14 protein-coding genes are annotated in these 18,021 nt (G+C 36.6%); 3 read left to right on the top strand and 11 right to left on the bottom strand.

The genetic code is table 11. From position 1 onward, the window contains the following. Positions 1-13 precede the first annotated feature (13 nt). The 3 genes from CLV62_RS15370 to CLV62_RS15360 all read right to left on the bottom strand — a co-directional run bounded on the left by CLV62_RS15370 (position 14) and on the right by CLV62_RS15360 (position 4,424). Positions 14-745 carry a polymorphic toxin type 23 domain-containing protein gene (locus CLV62_RS15370; protein WP_170120071.1) on the bottom strand — a complete coding sequence of 244 codons (732 nt, stop codon included), beginning with the start codon at positions 743-745 and terminating at the stop codon, positions 14-16. A gap of 90 nt (positions 746-835) precedes the next feature. Beyond that, a complete protein-coding gene (locus CLV62_RS15365; protein WP_110311658.1) occupies positions 836-4,099 on the bottom strand; it encodes a UvrD-helicase domain-containing protein in 3,264 nt (1,087 codons plus the stop codon). Next, on the bottom strand, positions 4,077-4,424 hold the full coding sequence (locus CLV62_RS15360; protein WP_110311657.1) for a translation initiation factor: 348 nt from the start codon (positions 4,422-4,424) through the stop codon (positions 4,077-4,079). Before CLV62_RS15360 ends, CLV62_RS15365 begins: the two co-directional genes overlap by 23 nt. Before the next feature lie 260 nt (positions 4,425-4,684). Between CLV62_RS15360 and CLV62_RS15355 the strand changes: the two genes are divergently transcribed. Then, entirely contained in the window at positions 4,685-5,578 is an 894-nt protein-coding gene (locus CLV62_RS15355; protein ID WP_110311656.1) for a DUF2156 domain-containing protein, read from the top strand. A 39-nt stretch (positions 5,579-5,617) separates the two neighbouring features. Beyond that, positions 5,618-6,466 (top strand): GNAT family N-acetyltransferase, encoded by an 849-nt coding sequence (locus tag CLV62_RS15350; RefSeq protein WP_110311655.1) that lies wholly within the window; start codon positions 5,618-5,620, stop codon positions 6,464-6,466. Positions 6,467-6,664: 198 nt separating this feature from the next. On the opposite strand, the gene CLV62_RS15345 is transcribed toward CLV62_RS15350, so the two are convergent. The 7 genes from CLV62_RS15345 to CLV62_RS15315 all read right to left on the bottom strand — a co-directional run bounded on the left by CLV62_RS15345 (position 6,665) and on the right by CLV62_RS15315 (position 14,860). Beyond that, on the bottom strand, positions 6,665-8,149 hold the full coding sequence (locus CLV62_RS15345; RefSeq protein ID WP_110311654.1) for a hypothetical protein: 1,485 nt from the start codon (positions 8,147-8,149) through the stop codon (positions 6,665-6,667). Between the two features lie 448 nt (positions 8,150-8,597). Next, entirely contained in the window at positions 8,598-9,425 is an 828-nt protein-coding gene (locus CLV62_RS15340; protein WP_110311653.1) for an MBL fold metallo-hydrolase, read from the bottom strand. 110 nt (positions 9,426-9,535) lie between these two features. Next, a complete protein-coding gene (locus CLV62_RS15335) occupies positions 9,536-10,483 on the bottom strand; it encodes an NAD(P)H-dependent flavin oxidoreductase (RefSeq protein WP_170120070.1) in 948 nt (315 codons plus the stop codon). Positions 10,484-10,668: 185 nt separating this feature from the next. Next, positions 10,669-11,613 (bottom strand): alpha/beta hydrolase, encoded by a 945-nt coding sequence (locus CLV62_RS15330; RefSeq protein WP_110311651.1) that lies wholly within the window; start codon positions 11,611-11,613, stop codon positions 10,669-10,671. Beyond that, the gene (gene yiaA, locus CLV62_RS15325) at positions 11,610-12,050 is read right to left on the bottom strand and encodes an inner membrane protein YiaA (RefSeq protein WP_050708510.1); all 441 of its coding nucleotides are present in this window, start codon (positions 12,048-12,050) and stop codon (positions 11,610-11,612) included. The genes CLV62_RS15330 and yiaA overlap by 4 nt, the downstream gene beginning before the upstream one ends. A 130-nt stretch (positions 12,051-12,180) precedes the next feature. Next, positions 12,181-13,083, bottom strand: a complete 903-nt coding sequence (locus tag CLV62_RS15320; RefSeq protein ID WP_110311650.1) for an EamA family transporter — start codon at positions 13,081-13,083, stop codon at positions 12,181-12,183. Between the two features lie 184 nt (positions 13,084-13,267). Continuing rightward, the gene (locus CLV62_RS15315; protein ID WP_110311649.1) at positions 13,268-14,860 is read right to left on the bottom strand and encodes an ABC-F family ATP-binding cassette domain-containing protein; all 1,593 of its coding nucleotides are present in this window, start codon (positions 14,858-14,860) and stop codon (positions 13,268-13,270) included. Positions 14,861-15,618: 758 nt separating this feature from the next. Here CLV62_RS15315 and CLV62_RS15310 point away from each other — a divergent pair. Next, positions 15,619-16,956 (top strand): dihydroorotase, encoded by a 1,338-nt coding sequence (locus CLV62_RS15310; RefSeq protein ID WP_110311675.1) that lies wholly within the window; start codon positions 15,619-15,621, stop codon positions 16,954-16,956. A 59-nt stretch (positions 16,957-17,015) separates the two neighbouring features. Here CLV62_RS15310 and CLV62_RS15305 read toward each other — a convergent pair whose 3' ends face one another. Beyond that, a complete protein-coding gene (locus tag CLV62_RS15305; RefSeq protein WP_110311648.1) occupies positions 17,016-17,993 on the bottom strand; it encodes a Gfo/Idh/MocA family protein in 978 nt (325 codons plus the stop codon). Positions 17,994-18,021 lie beyond the last annotated feature (28 nt).

Raw genomic sequence — 18,021 nt, 5'->3', positions numbered from 1 at the left:
AAAAGGGCAAAACTCAATACAGTGTATAAGGTTGATAAGTACCAACTTGAAGGAACTGATTGCGATAACCTCCCGATTTGAAATCACCGGTATCAAAAAAATTACGATGCCACAAATTCTGACCGAGATATCCACCCGTTTGATTATTCATACCATAACGAAGTATCAGGTCTTTATTCGTATAACCAATATACATGGGACTTGATATTTGTTTTCCACCCATATATGTACCTTTTCGATTATAAGGGGAAGTATCAGTTAGTCCGTTTATCCCAGTCGTATATACATTTGTTCCTATAATGAAGTGTTTGTATTGAAGTTCTAAAGCAGCTGTCCGGTATCTGTCGTAAATAGTAAAGCCGGTAAAAGGTAACGCTAAAATATCATCTTCGAATTTCAGACTAAAATCATCCAACCTTAATCCCAAAATTCCAGATACTTGTTTTCCTCCCTGATAATATTTATTTACAAAATAGGATGCTCCGTATTTACCATCATCATATTCTACTCCTGCAAAAGTAGTACCTAATCCGAATCTCTCTTTGGCTTTATAAGCATCCAATCCTGTACAGAGAGTCCAGTCCCCTATATTTTTCGAAACAGTTAATGAGCCGCCTAAACGAAAGCCGTTGCGATCAGCCGATCCGGCTGTAAACATAGCAATTATGGAAGCTATAACCTCGAAACCATTATTTCTATTCGAATCTAAAATATACAGTGAGTTATAGTCATTCTTATGAAACATACTTTGACACTGCACTGTTGGCACAATGCTAAACAAAAGAATAAATAAACAGATAAAGTAATAGTGCATAGTTAGCTGAGATCAAAATACTTATTCTACTTCAATCACATTACCCAACGTTATATAACAAACAAACCCTTTTACATTATTATAACCCATCTTTTTAATCTGAGTCATGTAATTCTTAACTTGTTTGAGATATTTTTTTTCTTCTTTTTCTCCAAACTTATAATCGATTACTACCACCTCACCCGATTTCATCATTACCCTGTCGGGACGGATAAATGTTCCATTGGGCTGTAGTATTTCCACCTCATTCAGCACCTTATACTCTACTGAATACCAAGAAGCAATCTGCGGATTAGATAAATAGTCATTCAAAAGTGAAGAAATCTTGTCTCTTTCCTCTTCTGTTATTTCGCCCGATAGCTGATAGGTTTCCACCACTTTATCCAGATCTTCAAAAGATGTTACCTTACTTACTATTTCGTGCATAAGGGTTCCATACTCACGTTGTCCGTTTTCGGAAAAGAAGTACTTATTGTTTAATCTTAATTTAAGTCTGTCATCAAAAGAGATACTAGCTAATACACCGATACTGACTTCGTTTTCCGAAAGTGTATCAGAGCCTCTTTTCGAAAGTGCATCTCCTTTGCTTTCGCCTAATTCGAAACAATCGGATTCTTGATCCATAGATTCTTCTAATGATACAAAAAATTTCCCCTCCTGAGGTTTTGCTTCGGCATGAACACAAGCCCAAAGAAGTGAAGATATAGAATTGATTCCCTTTTGCTTGTCTTTAGGCTTAGGTGAAAATATAATTAAATCATTCTTAGCACGAGTAAGAGCCACATACAATACATTGAAATTGTCGATAAAAGCATGCAGTTTCTCATCAAAATATTCATAAGCAAAGATGGTGTTCTTAAGCTTTTGAGAGTATTTCACGGGAACTAGCTGCAAGCGGTTGAAAGGCTCGAATCGGGGTTGACACCAAAGGATAGTCGGCATCTTATGATCTATATCCCAATGGCCGAAAGGTAGAAGTACGACTTCGAAACCCAGACCTTTCGACTTATGGATAGTCATAATACGTATGGCATCCTGCCCATCAGGGGTGAATATCGTTTTGGTTTGTCCGCTTTCGTCCCACCATTGCAGGAAGGAATCAAGATCGGAAGAGTGTTTCACCGAAAAATCGAGTACCATATCCATAAATGCTTGAATATAGATATTCTCGTTGCTTTCCATTGCCTCTTTGAAAAGATCGAATATTTCTTCAGTCATTTCATAGAGAGGAAGTTCTTTTATACGATTCAGTTCAATAGAAACCTCTTCGGGAAAGTCATCGGAGTTTGAGAGGTGTGTGCAAATTGTTTCTTCGGCTGTTAGCTGATCTTTGAACTTGAAGTATTCGTATATAGCTAATGTCCTCAAGGTAAAATCGGAAGGGTTACGCAAATATTTCAATAACGAAACAACAAGCTTGATACTCTTAGAATTCTTTATAAATAGAGCTTCATCCGAAATAATGTCATATCTGTATTTCGAGTGCTTTTGTAAATTTTTATATTCCAAAAGTCGGTTTGCAACTTCTGCTCCTTCTTTCTTGGTGCGTACGAGTATTGCAATGTCTTTTAGTGAATATCCTTTATCTTGAAGTTCTTCGATAGTATGAGGCAACTGATCCAATACATAAGCCTGCCAATTGGTATTTTCTTCGGTATCTATAAAATGAACTTTCACATGCCCCGAAGGGTTACCTTTCTTCTTTTCGGGAAGATATTGATAAGAATCTTTATAAGCCCCCTCAATTCGAGTATATAAAGGAGCTAAAGCTTCATCATAAGTTATATCATCCAAACCTTCATTGTATAAGCTTTGCAATAACTTTGAACCTATTTCGAAAATAGCATTATTGAAGTTTATTACATTCTCGCCACTTCGCCAATTAGTATCAAGAGATTTATGAATAACACCATTGGTTTTAAAATCTATATCAAGTTGCTCATCCAGAAGTTTCCAGTCCGAGTTTCGCCAACGGTAGATACTTTGTTTTACATCGCCTACGATAAGATTCTTGTTTCCGGCAGAAAGACTATCTCTTACCAAGGGAAGAAAGTTTTTCCACTGCATATTGGATGTATCCTGAAACTCATCTATCATGTAATGATCTACACGGGTTCCTACCTTTTCATACACAAACGGAGTGTCAGTCCCCTCAATAATTTTGTTCAGTAATTCGGTAGTATCCGAAATTAGCATCACATTATTTTCGGCGGCATATTGTCTTACTTTTTTATCGACATCACCCAATATACCTAGGGTGAAAAAGTAACGGTTGATCTCGTAAGCAGTCTGATAGGTTGCCGAATTGTCGTAGTGAGCAATGATTTCGCAAACACAATCATTTAATCCATTTCCAAATGCATCTTCTATTTTAGATTTTGCATCGGCTGGAGTAGTTTTGGTGTACCAACCCGATACATCATCGGGTAGTTTACGGAATGTATCGGTAGGTTCTTTTATTTCGCCTGTTGCCCACTTCAAAAAACTAAAGAAAGTAGAACGGGCTCCTCCTTTAAAATCTTCGGGACGAAGATCAAACCTCACCATTGTATTTAGTGCCTTTTCGGCAATTTCTCTCGATCTCTTTTCGTATTGCTGAATATAGATTATCAGCGTTTTTTTGTAATCGTCTAACAAAGCTTTATCGGCAATATCAGCTTGTATTTGATCGCTGAAAGCTTTGTAGGTTTCTTTAAAAATTTCGGTGGATAACGATTGTATATCATTTCGGATATTCCAAGTCTCTCCACTCTCTATTTTCTCTTCCGAGAAACGTATCAACCAATCGAGTAACTGCTCATTCTCGCTTTTTTCTAAGTCATAAAGCATCGAATCAATTGCTTCACCTAAGACCTTACCTGTATCGAGTTCTACATTATAACCTCCACCCAAACCAATTTCACGGGTAAAAGCCCGCATGGTTTGTTGGAAGAACCGATCAATCGTACTGATCGAAAATGATGAATAATCGTGAAGTATACTAATCAATATCTTTCGGGCTTGTGCCCTCACCCACTCTTCGGACTTATTATATTTTTCCCTCAGGCTCTTTACATAGTCCGATGGTTTATCCGATGCCAATTTGGCAAGTTCTTCTATAATACGGCTTTTCATTTCTTCGGTAGCCTTATTGGTAAAGGTTACAGCCAGTATATGTTTGTACGAAAATGGTGAAGAAAAGAGCAATAGAAGATACTCCTCTGTCAATCGGTGTGTTTTACCCGATCCGGCAGAAGCTTTATAAACAGTTAGGTTTGCACTATCAGATGATTCGTGCCTTAGCATATCCGTCTTTTTGTAAAAGCTCTAAAACTTTGGTTCTGAAATCGCCTTGAAGAAGAATTTCGCCATCACGTGCCGAACCTCCTACCCCACAACGGGTTTTAAGTGATTTTGCCAAATCCTGCAAATCATCGTCCGAACCCACAAAATTAGTAATTAAGGTTACCGATTTACCTTTGCGGTTTCTCTTATCGAGTTCTATTCTTAGCAGTTGTTTTTCTTTAGGTATAGCAACTACCTCTTCTTCGTCTTCCGAATCATATTTATAATCGGGATTGGTCGAATAGACTACATTCAACCTGTCTTTCCAGTCATTATTAGTTTTCATAATGATATAACGTAAAATAGAAGGTTTATAACCTTAATTAGAGAATCAAATATACTTAAAAATTGTCAGACTGAAAGAAAGATTTGTCCGTTCAAATTTTCGGCGTGCTTTTTGTTATACATTGAACATAACAAGAATAACAATTGTTTGATAGGCTAAGGTCAGAGACCTTTTTACTATTTAGATCAACTATGTTACTCAACCATACTTTGAAGAAAAGTATGGCAATAAACATTTAACATTACTTTAATTAAGTAGTTATGATTCATTTTAAACAAATAGAACTATCCGATAAGCCTCAGATAGATGCTTGTCTGGATGGCAACACTTTTCGTGCATGCGATTTTAGCTTCACCAACATGTTTACATGGAATGCTAAATTCAAAACCCAATACGACATTCAACACAAAACTCTATTTCTTAAATTTCTGGAAACAGATGGTAAGATCTATTACATGATGCCCATCGGTCCGATGCCTGTTAATGAAGCAATTCATATGTTGCAAGCTGATGCTAAAGCATCTAATATCCCTTTTCAGATGAAGGGTATCACTCTTGAGATGTGGGAAATGATCAACAAAAAAATGCCGAATCAATTCAAACACATACACGAGCGAAATAACGATGAGTATATCTACCTTTCTTCGAAATTAATTTCTCTTTCGGGTAAGAAATTACAAAGCAAACGTAATCATATCAACCGATTCAAATCAGATAATCCCGATTGGCAGTACTTCCCTATTACAAGTAAAAAAGAGCTGACAGAATGTGCTGCCATGCTTGATGAGTGGGAGAATATTAAAGAGGACAAAAACAGATCGCTACAATATGATTATATTGCAACCCGATTGATGTTAGAGCATTTTGATTTTCTGCAACTCACAGGTGGAGCCATCCGTGTAAATGGTAAAATCATAGCTTTCACCATTGGAGAACAATTAACTGAAGATACTTTTGTGGTGCATGTTGAAAAAGCTTTTGGAGAAATCCATGGAGCATATACCATAATTAATCAACAATTTATAGAGCACGAAGCTTCTAAGTTTAAGTACATCAACAGAGAAGAGGATATGGGATTGGAATCACTGCGAAAAGCCAAGCTTTCGTATCAGCCTGATATTTTACTGGAGGAAGGGTTATTGATTCCCTGTTAATTAGAAACCCTATTTATTATTCAACTGAGCCTTAAAAATATGATTCAATTTGCAAATAAAAACACAGCTTCTGAAGTTCGTTCGATGTGGAAAACCTGCTTCGAAGACACCGAAGAATATATGGATTTGTATTTCTCCCGACAATACAGAGACGAGAATACACTCATATATTGGGTCGATAAGAAGGCTGTAGCTTCTTTGCAAATGATTCCCTATACCATCAGGTTCTATGGTGAGGTAATTCCTTTTTATTATCTGGCCGGGTTATGCACCTTATCCGAATACAGGAATAAGGGTTATATGGGGAAATTGATCCGTGAGTCTTTTTCAATTATGAGAGAGCGAAATATTCCACTTTCTATTTTAGTGCCTGCCGAGGATTGGCTTTTCGGGTATTACGAGAAATATGGATTCGCCACAACATTCGACAAAGGGACAAAGGATATCGAATTCAGCAAGTTCTTGAAAAAACAGGAGAGTAATTGGTCTGACGCATATCAGGAATTTGACAAAATATATCAGCAAAACGATTTCTGTGTTTTAAAATCGGAGTACGATTTCGAAACTATCGTCAAAGAATACTTGCAAGACGACTGTCCTCCTAAGTATAATCTTGCAGGCATGTCTTATATTATAGCCCCATCGGTTATGTTGAGGTTATATGCAAAAAAGAATCTCGATAAGAATTTTAAGATAAAAGTTGAGAAAGATATTTATCAAATAAGTAAAGGGGAAGTAGCTCAAAGCAACTCATCTGATTTTGATATTGCAGTAAATATAAATATGCTCACACGCTTACTCTTTGGTTTTCATACAAGTGAACTAGCAATAGAGTATTCTTCTCTTTTCGAGGAGCATCAGCCTATTCTAAATCTGATGTTAGAGTAAAGCTTTAGTCATTTCCATCGTCAAAAGAAACAATATCTAGAAGTTATTTTAATTAATAAGCATAAATAAAAAGAGAAGTGCATCGGTACTTCTCTTTTTTACGTAACAGTACATATTTACTACTATGGCATAGATTCAAAAATAGAATAAGTAAACCTAGTGTAACCTGAATTTTATATCTAAGAAATTCATTTCCCGTTATTTTTTCTGTTGAGCCGTATTGAGCAAATCGGTCCGTATCATTCTGTTAGTCTGGATTACACAATCTACCACATTGGCCGGCAATGTAACAGTTGCGAGAGCTATTCCGCTAGCTTTGTAGGGTGTGATGGTTATGGCATATTTGCCTGTTACAGCATAATTGTGTGTCTGCTTATATACTGTGGTGCCGGCAACTATATTTTGTGTTACTTTTGCTGAACCATCGCCAAAATTCCACTCCAATTTAGTCGGCTGATCAGCCACTGCACCGGTCATGCTTACTTCTACTGCATATTTAAAATCATTCCCTACACAAACAAAAGATTTGTCTTTCGCTTTTGCATTGAAGAAGGAGGCAGCAAAAGTGGGCAACCCTCCCGCAGCATTTCCTTTTAAAAATGCAGAAAAGACCCTTACATCAGCATTGCCGCTTGTCGCTTCGGGATTCATGATTACAAACAAGTTCTTGCTTGCGTCCCGTATTCCATAAATTCTTCCATCCGGAGAAACTTGCAGCGTATTTATTTGATTCGGATATTGATAAGCCATATTGGTTGTATTACGCAAACCATCCCAACTGATTTGATATAAATAGTTACCGGTTCCACCCCATACCCCTAAATATAGCTGCTCGCCGGAAGGCGAAAATTCTACACTGTAACCATTCAGGTCGACTGCGGATATTCTTCTTGATTGTATGTCGGACGGTATACCTGTTTGAGTATCAAAAACTCCGGAAACAATGTGTCCTGTGCCACGCAGAGGTGATGCAAACCGAGACCCGTCTGATGTAAATTTGAGGTAACCTAAATAGGTCACCGAACCATATCCCGGAGTATTACTCAGACTATAAATAACTGGAGTAGAAGCAATACCCGATGAGGTTACAGCCCAGACATAAATGGTGAGTATGTTGTTCTGCATTCTGCGGTGCATTAACCAATAATCCATACCGTTTGCATGGCGTATAGCCGCTATATTTTCATCGGTAGGCCCTGCTAATAATTTTACATTTTTTGTTGAGGTTACAGCTCCTAAGCCACTTTCAAGAGACATATCTACTGTAGAATAAGTGATTCCGTTTGCTCCTTGCTCTGCAGCAACCGATATAACATAGAATTTATCGGGACTTCCCGGTACAGGCACCACAATACCGGATTGTGTCGAAGAATCACCACCCAGAAGCCCCGCCCCGTTAAACATTCCTACATTGTTTTTATTGTAAACAGTCATACCGTTTGACGACATCAATAGATTCCCATCGGAATCCGATAATGTAAAACAACCCTCATAGGCATTCAACGGACCGTCTACCGAAGTAGGCATACCCGCTGTGGGTATTCCGGCATCCGATGTTACACTTTGTAAAATATTAAAATTCAGACCTGCATTTCTTCCAAAATACCACCAATTAGTTTCCTTCTGTGCTTGTATATGGAGACAGGTCAGAACTAATAATACTAAAATAGATATTCTTCTCATGTTGTTGTTTCTTATTTTATTGCAAATAATACATTCATAAACGAAGTATAATCAGTCTCTCTTATAATATTAAAATTCACAATCTCTTGTATTTACAGTGCTTATGGTGTGAATCGAGACTTGTGAGTAGCTTATACTCACAAAAAATAATCCGAGGGATAGGACAATCTGGTTTTTCATATTATGATTAATTGGTTAGTTAATTTGTTTTTCATAGAAATAAAAGCAGTAGAAATATGATCAAAAAAGTTCTGTTTGAATTAATCTCTCTTTATAGCTCAATACACGCATCCGGATCTAAATGGTTAAATTTTAACTTTTCACAAAAACATATTTATTTACTGCATTGGCATATCTTTCAAAAAGATGCCTTTATATTCTGTAAATATAATAAAAGGTTACAAATCCCCTATAAGAGAATCATTAATTCATTTTATGTGTCCCATATTTAGAACTCTCTTAATCCAGAGGGTTTCCCTCGGCTAAGAGTTTTAAGCGTTACATCTTTTCCTACTTTTATTCCTTGCAAATTCAATGCACATTCAACTGTTTTATAAGCAAGATCGGGATGATTATTGTCCTGACTAAGATGGCAAAGCCATATTTCATCTAACTTATCGTGGTAAATACTGGTAAGCAATTCTCCCGTAAGACGATTACTTAAATGCCCCATCCCCGAAGTGATACGCTGCTTAAGATAGGCAGGATAACGTCCACAACTGAGCATTTCCTCATCATAGTTCGCTTCTATAATAAGATGATTAGCCGATCGGGCATATTTCGAAATAGTATCTGTTATACAACCAACATCGGTAACTAAGACTATTGTCTTATCTCCAACCTTTATCTGATATCCTACATTTTCGATCGTATCATGAGGAACTTCGAAAGCGGTGATCTGAAATTCTTTTATTTCAAAAGTCTTTTCTTTTTCGACAACTCGCTTCACCCCCGTAAATTTTTCTTCAACAAAGCGGCTTCTTTCTATTCCTGCATGCACTATCTCAGTTGCATAGACAGGAATATTCAGCTTTCCGCCAAAGCCTCCGATTGATTTGATATGGTCGGCATGATCGTGCGTAACTAATACCGCAACGATGGTTTCCATAGCAACACCATACTCACGCAGGTATTTTTTGATGGTACGCATACCAATACCGGCATCAATAAGGATACCGTATTGAGAAGTTCCCAAGTAGTAGCAATTGCCACTACTACCACTCGAAAGACTTATTAATTTATATTTTGGAACAGGTGCAAAAAGATCGTACTGCATTTTAAGTAGTTACAAGTAATTAAGTAACAGAAAAGATTTGATGCTGTATTTCAGAATCATAACTATCTGTTGTTGCGATGCTTACCAAAGCAATAAAAAGGTCTGAGACCTTAGAAAGAAATTCCGGACAGAGCTTTTGCACTTGCATTGAATTCTGTAATAATTGATTTTACAACATCTTCTGCCAATGGCAGATCTTTAATCAGAGAAGCTATTTGTCCTATCTCAAGTTCGCCTTCTACAAGGTCTCCTTCAAATATTCCTTTTTTAGAACGCCCTCTTCCCAGAAGAGCTTTTATTTCTTCGGCTGAAGCACCTCTATCTTCGGCTTCCTGAACTTGTTTGTAAAACTCGTTCTTTATCATTCGGGTTGGTCCTACTTTCTTTAGAGACAACAATGTATCTCCTTCATTCAGATTCACACACAGGTTCTTGAATTCAGCAGCAGCAGAACTTTCCTGAGTCAATGCAAAACGGGTTCCTATTTGTACTCCTTCGGCTCCCAGTGCCAAAGCAGCCAACATACCGTTACCTGTTGCAATACCTCCGGCAGCAATCAAAGGTATATCTATACTTTTACGAACCTGAGGAATCAAAATCAAGGTTGTAGTTTCTTCTCTTCCGTTATGTCCCCCGGCTTCGAAACCTTCGGCAACAACCACGTCTACGCCTGCTTCCTGACATTTTACCGCAAACTTGGAGCTAGATACTACGTGAGCAACCTTAATGCCACTATCCTGTAATTTCTTAGTCCATGTTTTTGGATTTCCCGCAGAAGTAAACACTACTTTTACACCTTCCTCAATTATAATATTGATTATCTCTTCGATATTAGGATACAATAGAGGCACATTCACCCCGAATGTATTATTGGTTGCAGCTTTACACTTCTGAATATGTTCTCTCAACACCTCAGGATACATAGATCCTGCACCGATAAGCCCAAGTCCTCCGGCATTACTCACAGCTGAAGCCAATCGCCATCCGCTACACCAAACCATACCTCCCGATATAATCGGATATTTTATATTAAAAACTTCTGTTATTCTATTCTTCATTACTCTTATTTTAGGTCGTACCCATTATTATTTTACAAATATACTAAAACAAAAAGTCAATACCCATTAGTAGCTATTAATACGAAACTGAATTTTTACTAAAAAACATTATCTCAATTTATAAAACGATGAAAGGCAAGTTAAAAAACTCGCCTTTCATTATTTAGTCAAATAAGGTCGTAACCTCAATTGATATATTTACTTACAAATTGATTTGTTTTAGCAACATACTCATCGGTACAATCCCAATAAGCATTAGCATGTTCAACATTGGGCACAATCCACAATTCTTTATCACCTTGCTTGGCATCGTAAAGCACGTTTACCATCCAAGTAGGCACATAGGTATCTTTGTCTCCATGAATAAAGAACATAGGCAGTTTACTTTTTTTCAACTGCTCCAGAGCCGATGCTTCTTTGAAGTTCCAACCCACTTTCATTTGAGAATACGAAGAGGCTGCATTTAGTATAGGAAATGCAGGCAACCCATAATCATCTTTTAGTTTATGGGTAAATTCATCCCAAACGCTTGTATATCCACAGTCTTCAACAAAACACTTTATATTTTCGGGCAAATCTTCGCCGGATGTCATCATGGTTGTTGCTGCTCCCATAGATATACCATGAATTACCATACGTGTAGTATCGCCATATATACCTTTGGTTACATCTATCCATTCCATAATATCCAGACGGTCTTTCCAACCCATTTGAATATACTCACCATCACTCTTTCCGTGTGCTCTTAAGTCAGGAAGCAGGATATTATATCCCATTTCTTTATTGTACAAATGACCAATCATCAACATTCGAATCGAGTTATCGGTATATCCATGAATGATAAGTGCTGTATTAGGCGATGCTATTGCAGACCTTACATATAGGGCATGAAGTTTACTGCCGTCTGTGGCTACAATAAACGTATCTTGCAATGCCGAATTTTCACGTAAACTATCTACCCAAATTTTTAAGCTCGGGTCGTGTTCATAAAGAAAAGCATAGGCATCTTCTTCATCTGTCGGTGTTACTTTTCTATCTAAAGAAACTCCAAACATATAGACTGCTCCGCCAGCGATGATAGTTAATAACACTACCACTGTAATAACTAAACCTATTATTACTTTTTTCATTTGTTAGTCTCCATTGTATCTCTGATATTCTTTTGAACAGACACAGCAGCAAATAAACTTAAGGTATAAGACATTCCATAAAATCCTTTTTCACTCAAGGCCAATTCAGCATTCCAAAGACCAACTATCAATAATATGATAGAAACAATAGTACCAAACCAACTTATCGCAAAGAAAATATTAGTAACGGGAATACCTTCGAGTTTATCTCTCACACTTTTTTGAAGTGTTACTGCCGAGAATAGTCCAAACAATAGAATTGTAAAATAATACCCTTTTTCGTTTAGCTGCATATCAGCATTATATAATCCAATCAGGTAAGCAATCACCCCGACAAATAATACCAGCCATGTTGCACCAACAAAGGCAAATGAAGGAGCTTCGTTGTCTTTCTTCTTCTTTATAACCGCCTCAGGCTTCACTGATTCTTCTTCCATTTTCAATTTAGTGTTGTTAGATTTAACCTTTCAGAGGTCAAAAATAATTATATTTATCTAATAACAACTATATTATATACAGAAAAGGGCAGTTCATTCCAATGAGGATATAAAACAACAGAAAAAGGAATCAGTGTTTATCGCCTGATAAAATCTCTTTTCTCTGCTTACCAAAGATTATAACTAAGCTAACCGAAACGAGTATCAGGAAAATACCGAATGCACTATTCATATTAAAATATTCTGAAAAGTATAACACTCCAATAAGCACAGCAACAAGAGGTTCCATAGAACCCAATATAGATGTGATCGTAGAACCCACATATTTTATCGCCAGAATCAAAGTCAAGTCCGAAACCACAGTAGCTAAGAAAGCAAGTAATGCTAATCGCCCAAAAGCAGTAAAGTCTGGAATTGATTCAATACCCGATGGTGATACTCCTGCAAATATCAAAAACAGAATTGCACCCGAAAGTAATATATAGAACGTAAGAATCTCAGCATTCATTTTACTTACAGATGACTGATTGATACCAACAATATATACAGAATAGGTTATCACCGTAAGGGATGCAATAGCCACTCCAATCAATTTTATAGATCCTCCACCATTCCAACAAAGTAATGCGACCCCGATCAATGACAAAATTGCAGCTAAAAACAAAACTATAGATTTCCGTTCCTTAAAAAATACAACCATCAAAAAGCTTACTGCAATAGGATACAGAAAATGTATGGTAGTAGCTAATCCACTGGGAATATATTTATAGGAATAAATAAGACACATTGCTGTTGCTGCGTAAAGTAAACCTAACCAGCTAAGTGTAAAAATATCTTTTTTAGAGATTTGGAAGTTTTCTTTTTTAAACAAACAAATTGCTCCCATTAATATAGTAGAAAACAAAAAGCGATAAAACAGAATCGAAGGTAACCCCATATTAGAATCGGTCATTAGAGGAATCGAAAACAAGGGAATCAAACCAAATGTGCCCGATGAAATAAGTGCAAAAAAAACACCTTTGAGACTTTTCATTACAATACTACTTTTACAATTTGTTACTTTTATTGTATATAACTGCCTGATATATCCATACCAACAGAGAAAACTAATGCTTTACAGCCAAAATTCTGACAAAGGTACAATGTTTCATACAAGAAAAAAAGATAATACTTCTTAAGATTATGCAGCTCGCAGTCCGCATAATCTTAATACTCTATCAATTGAGTTCTATTGTTTGGTTCACATGAATCTCATCGATAAAACTTTGATCGTGAGAAATTACTATAACCGATCCTCCAAAATCTTTGATGGAAGCTATCAATATCTTTTGACTGTGTATATCTAAATTATTGGTCGGCTCATCCAATATAACTACGTCAGGCATATTATTACTCACCGCTAAACAACAAAGAATGAGTTTCATCTTTTCACCGCCACTTAGTTGTATACATTTTCTGTTCCACACACTATTAGGAAATTGATAACGATGCAAAAGTATTTTTAGTTCATGCTCTAAAAGATGCCGCTCGTTAAACTTTTCAACCTGATCAAAGACTGACAACTCATTATCGATAATAGAGTATTCCTGATCGATATAAAGAGACTGGAAATCAGCAATAAAAACACTTCCGGCTGAAGGTTCTAATTTTCCTGTTATAATTTTAATGAGAGTTGTTTTCCCTGCACCATTATTACCAATAATTCTTATTCTGTCATCGCTACGAACTTGAAAATTTAAAGGTTCAGACCACAGAGGCTGTTCGGTATATGAAAAATTCAGATCCTTTGCTTCAATAAGGATTTTCCCGGAATGTAGATTCGAGGTATGAAAATCGACTTTCAATATTTTCTCTTTCTGAATATGCTGCCTGATTAGTTTATTACTATCCGAAATATCATTCAATTTTTCATTCTGAATATTTCTCAGCTTAGCACCGCTCTGCTCTGCCTTATCCTTTAGCATTCCCATTGCTATACGAGGAATGCCCGCCTTTTGCTTCTGCTTCTTACCTCTTACCTCATTCTTTTGCTTTTGTTCTGCAATATCCCTTGCCTTTTGTCGGGCTAACTTTAAAGTCTTTTCATTCTCTTCGAGCTGAGCTTGCAGAGCATTTATCTTTTCCTCTTTTTGAATTTCGTAGAAATCATAGTTACCGCCATAAATATCAACTGTATCTTTTCTCAACTCCATAGTTCTTTCCAATAGATTCAGTAAAGTTCTATCGTGACTCACAACAAGGATGGTTGCCTTACTCTTTTTTATAAATTGATAAAGCAAGTTGCGACTCTCTAAATCAAGATGATTAGATGGTTCATCTAAAAGAATAATTGCGGGTGAATGAATCAAGATTGCAGATAAAAAAACTTTTGTTTTTTCACCTCCACTTAAGTTTCTCATCGGTTGAGATAAATCTAAGTCTTGTAGCCCCCAGAAAAGCAGAGCTGCATCAATTCTATTCTCAACATTCCAGTCATCATCCAGACATTCAAGATTCTCCATTGAGGTATCTCCATCGAGAATAGCATGCAACGCATTTAGCTTACCGTCTACTCCAAGAGCCTGAGAAATGGTAAGATCATTATATTGCCCAAAGTGTTGAGGGATATAATACGGTTTATCGAAATAAATAACTTCACCATCCGAGGGATCAAGCTCTACTGCTAGAATTCGTAACAATGTCGATTTTCCCGAACCATTATTACCGATTAAAGCAATTTTTTCTCCCGATGAAATATTGAAGTTGATATTTTGAAATAGACTCTCTTTATCGGGATGTATATATGAAAGGTTATTAACTGTAATACTCATAAAGCACTAATGTATAATATTATAAACTAGGGTCTAAAAACCCATTTAGTAGATGGTAGGTATAAAATAGATATGGATAAACAATCACGAATGTGTTGCTTAAAGACATCAAACCTCTTTATTGTTTTAGTAAGCATAACAACTATAGTCGGTTATGAACCAAAACAAATTATTAAAGACTTGTATAATTTATTAATTACATGAATTCTAAGTTTATACCAGTGCATTTGCAGATATTGCAGCTGACAAAATTGATAATTGTATTAACCAAAATGTTCCGAAGTGTTCGGAGTTTCATGATGGTATATAACCATCCATTTTACTTAGATATTTTCACCGGAGTATTTTTTCGTTTATCTTTCGACAAAGATATACAATATTTTATTGAGTAGAAGAATCTTAAATGAAGAATTTAAGATTCTAGACAATCAATCTGTTAGATAACTATCTAAAAAAACAAAGATTCGCATACTACTAGATTCACAAACACACAGCAATACTATAATTAATTAAACAAGAACACGTGTCACCTTTACCCAGAACTTATATCTCCAATTTGTAAAGAGGTCTTCATCCCTATTTTGGACTACTTATCATCAAAACGGTTATCTTTGCAATACAATCTATAAGATAATATTAAAGAAAAGTTGAAATTTAATGTGAGACTTTAAAGCCACAACTTACAATAATAGTTATATTTAGATTGGATAATAAAAAGGTCTGAGACCTTAATGGATAACCAGAAAACAATAATAGGTATGTATCTTATTCAGAACGCTACAATCATAAATGAAGGCAAATCAACTAAAGGATCTGTCCTGATAGAAGGGGAGATTATTAAAGCTGTTTATACAAACAACGAGATTCCTTCTGAAATTCTAAACAGAGCAACAGTTATCAATGCCGAAGGTTTATGGTTAATGCCGGGCGTAATAGATGATCAGGTTCACTTTAGAGATCCCGGACTAACACACAAAGGAGATATAGCCACCGAAAGTAAAGCGGCTATTGCGGGAGGAGTAACCTCTTACATGGAAATGCCCAATACCAAACCTCAAACAACCTCAATAGAGGCTTTAGATACTAAGTTTGAAGTGGCTTCACAAAAGTCATACGCCAACTATTCTTTCTACTTGGGAGCTACTAATGATAATCTAGCTGAGCTTCGAAAGATCGACAAGAAGAATACCTGCGGAGTAAAAATATTCATGGGATCATCTACAGGAAATATGCTTGTAGATAAACGAAAAGCATTGGAAGGAATCTTTGCAGAAATAGATATGATTATCACAACCCACTGTGAAGAAGAAGAGATTATACAAAAAAATATTGCTTACTACAAGGACTTATTAGGTGATGATATCCCCGTAAAATACCATCCGTTGATAAGAAGTGCAGAGGCTTGTTACCAATCGTCGGCCAAGGCGGTAGAACTTGCAGACAAATATGGTGCAAGACTTCATATACTTCACCTTTCAACAGAAAGAGAGATCAGTCTCTTTGATATTAAACCTCTTGCCGAGAAAAAAATCACAGGCGAAGTTTGTGTACATCACCTTTGGTTCTCAGACGAAAATTATGAGAAATACGGGAATCGCATCAAATGGAATCCTGCAGTAAAGACAAAACAGGACAGGGATGCTCTTCTTCAGGGATTACTTAAAGGTAAACTGGATGTGGTAGCCACAGATCATGCACCACATTTATTGGAAGAAAAAGCAGGAGGATGCTTACAAGCGGCTTCAGGGGGCCCTTTAGTGCAACACTCGTTACAGATGATGCTTGAGTTATCTAAACAAGGTAAAATATCGAAAGAGGAAGTCGTTGACAAAATGTGCCATGCACCTGCCACTCTTTTCAGAGTAAATAAACGAGGATACATTCGTGAAGGGTATTTTGCTGATCTTGTTTTAGTGAATCCAAATAAGGATTATACAATCACTCAAGATAATATTTTATATAAATGTAAATGGTCTCCACTAGAGAACGAAACCGTATCAGCCTCTATTGAAAAGACATTTTTAAACGGACAAATAGCTTTTGAAAACGGACAGGTTAATGAAGTAAGAGGTCAGGCTCTCACCTTCAACAACTAAGGCATAATAATATCGATATGACCTTAAACTATTATGAAGTTTAAGGTCATAATCTATATTTAAGATTTAAGAATCAAGTCCATTACTCTGGAAGTTCTCGCACCGCTAATCCCGGTAGAAGGGCACTGTCCGACACCTCTTAATTCATCTACGATTGTTTGAATCAAGGGTTGCTGAATATGCTCAGGTGAAGGAATATCAAAACTTTCCGAAAGCACTTCTGTTATCAATTCAATAGGTGAGAAAGCAAATGTGCTGAATCTGATCTCGCCCTTAGTTCCTGTAATAATTATAGAATCGATATCCGTCTGATTAGAGGTAACAAAACACCATTGACCACTACCTATAACTCCTGATTTGAATTGAAGTATAGCTGATATAGTGTCTTTCGCATCATAGAGCTTACCTAAGTTTGCAGAGAAACCTTTCGCATCGCTAATCTCACCCAATAAGAAATCCAGTATATCTAAAGTATGAGGAGCCAGATCATAAAAATAACCTTCCCCTGCTATATTCTTATCAACCCTCCAAGTCTGATCAGAGAATGTTAAATCAGACAGTCTGGGTGACCGATATTGCTTTACATCAACAGTTAAAATCTCACCTATCGCCTTATCCTCTAGTAGATACTGCACTTTTAGAAAGTAAGGCAACGCCCTTCGATAGAAAGCTACAAATAACTTCTGATTAGTTGCAGCAGAGACTTTAATCATTTCTTCACATTCTGTAAGGTTCATTGCCATAGGCTTTTCTACGTACACAGGTTTACCGGCTTGCATGGCTTTAATCGCATAGCTGGCATGAGTATTGGGAGGTGTAGCAATATATACCGCATCAACATCAGGGCTAGAGATAAGCTGATCGGCATCAGTGTAATATCTCGAGACGTTATGCCTCTGGGCATAATCTTTCACCTTATCTATGTCTCTCCTCATTACAGCAGCTAAAGCAGAATGTTCTATCTTATAAAAAGAAGGACCACTCTTCTTCTCACAAACATTACCACAGCCAATAATACCCCAGTTTACCTTTTCCATATCATATTGATTATTAGTTTTCCTCTAT

Source organism: Indolivaga alginatilytica, assembly GCF_003201355.1.
In the GTDB taxonomy this organism is placed as follows: Bacteria; Bacteroidota; Bacteroidia; order Bacteroidales; family Dysgonomonadaceae; genus Dysgonomonas_A; species Dysgonomonas_A alginatilytica.
This window is presented reverse-complemented; position numbering and strand designations above follow the sequence as displayed.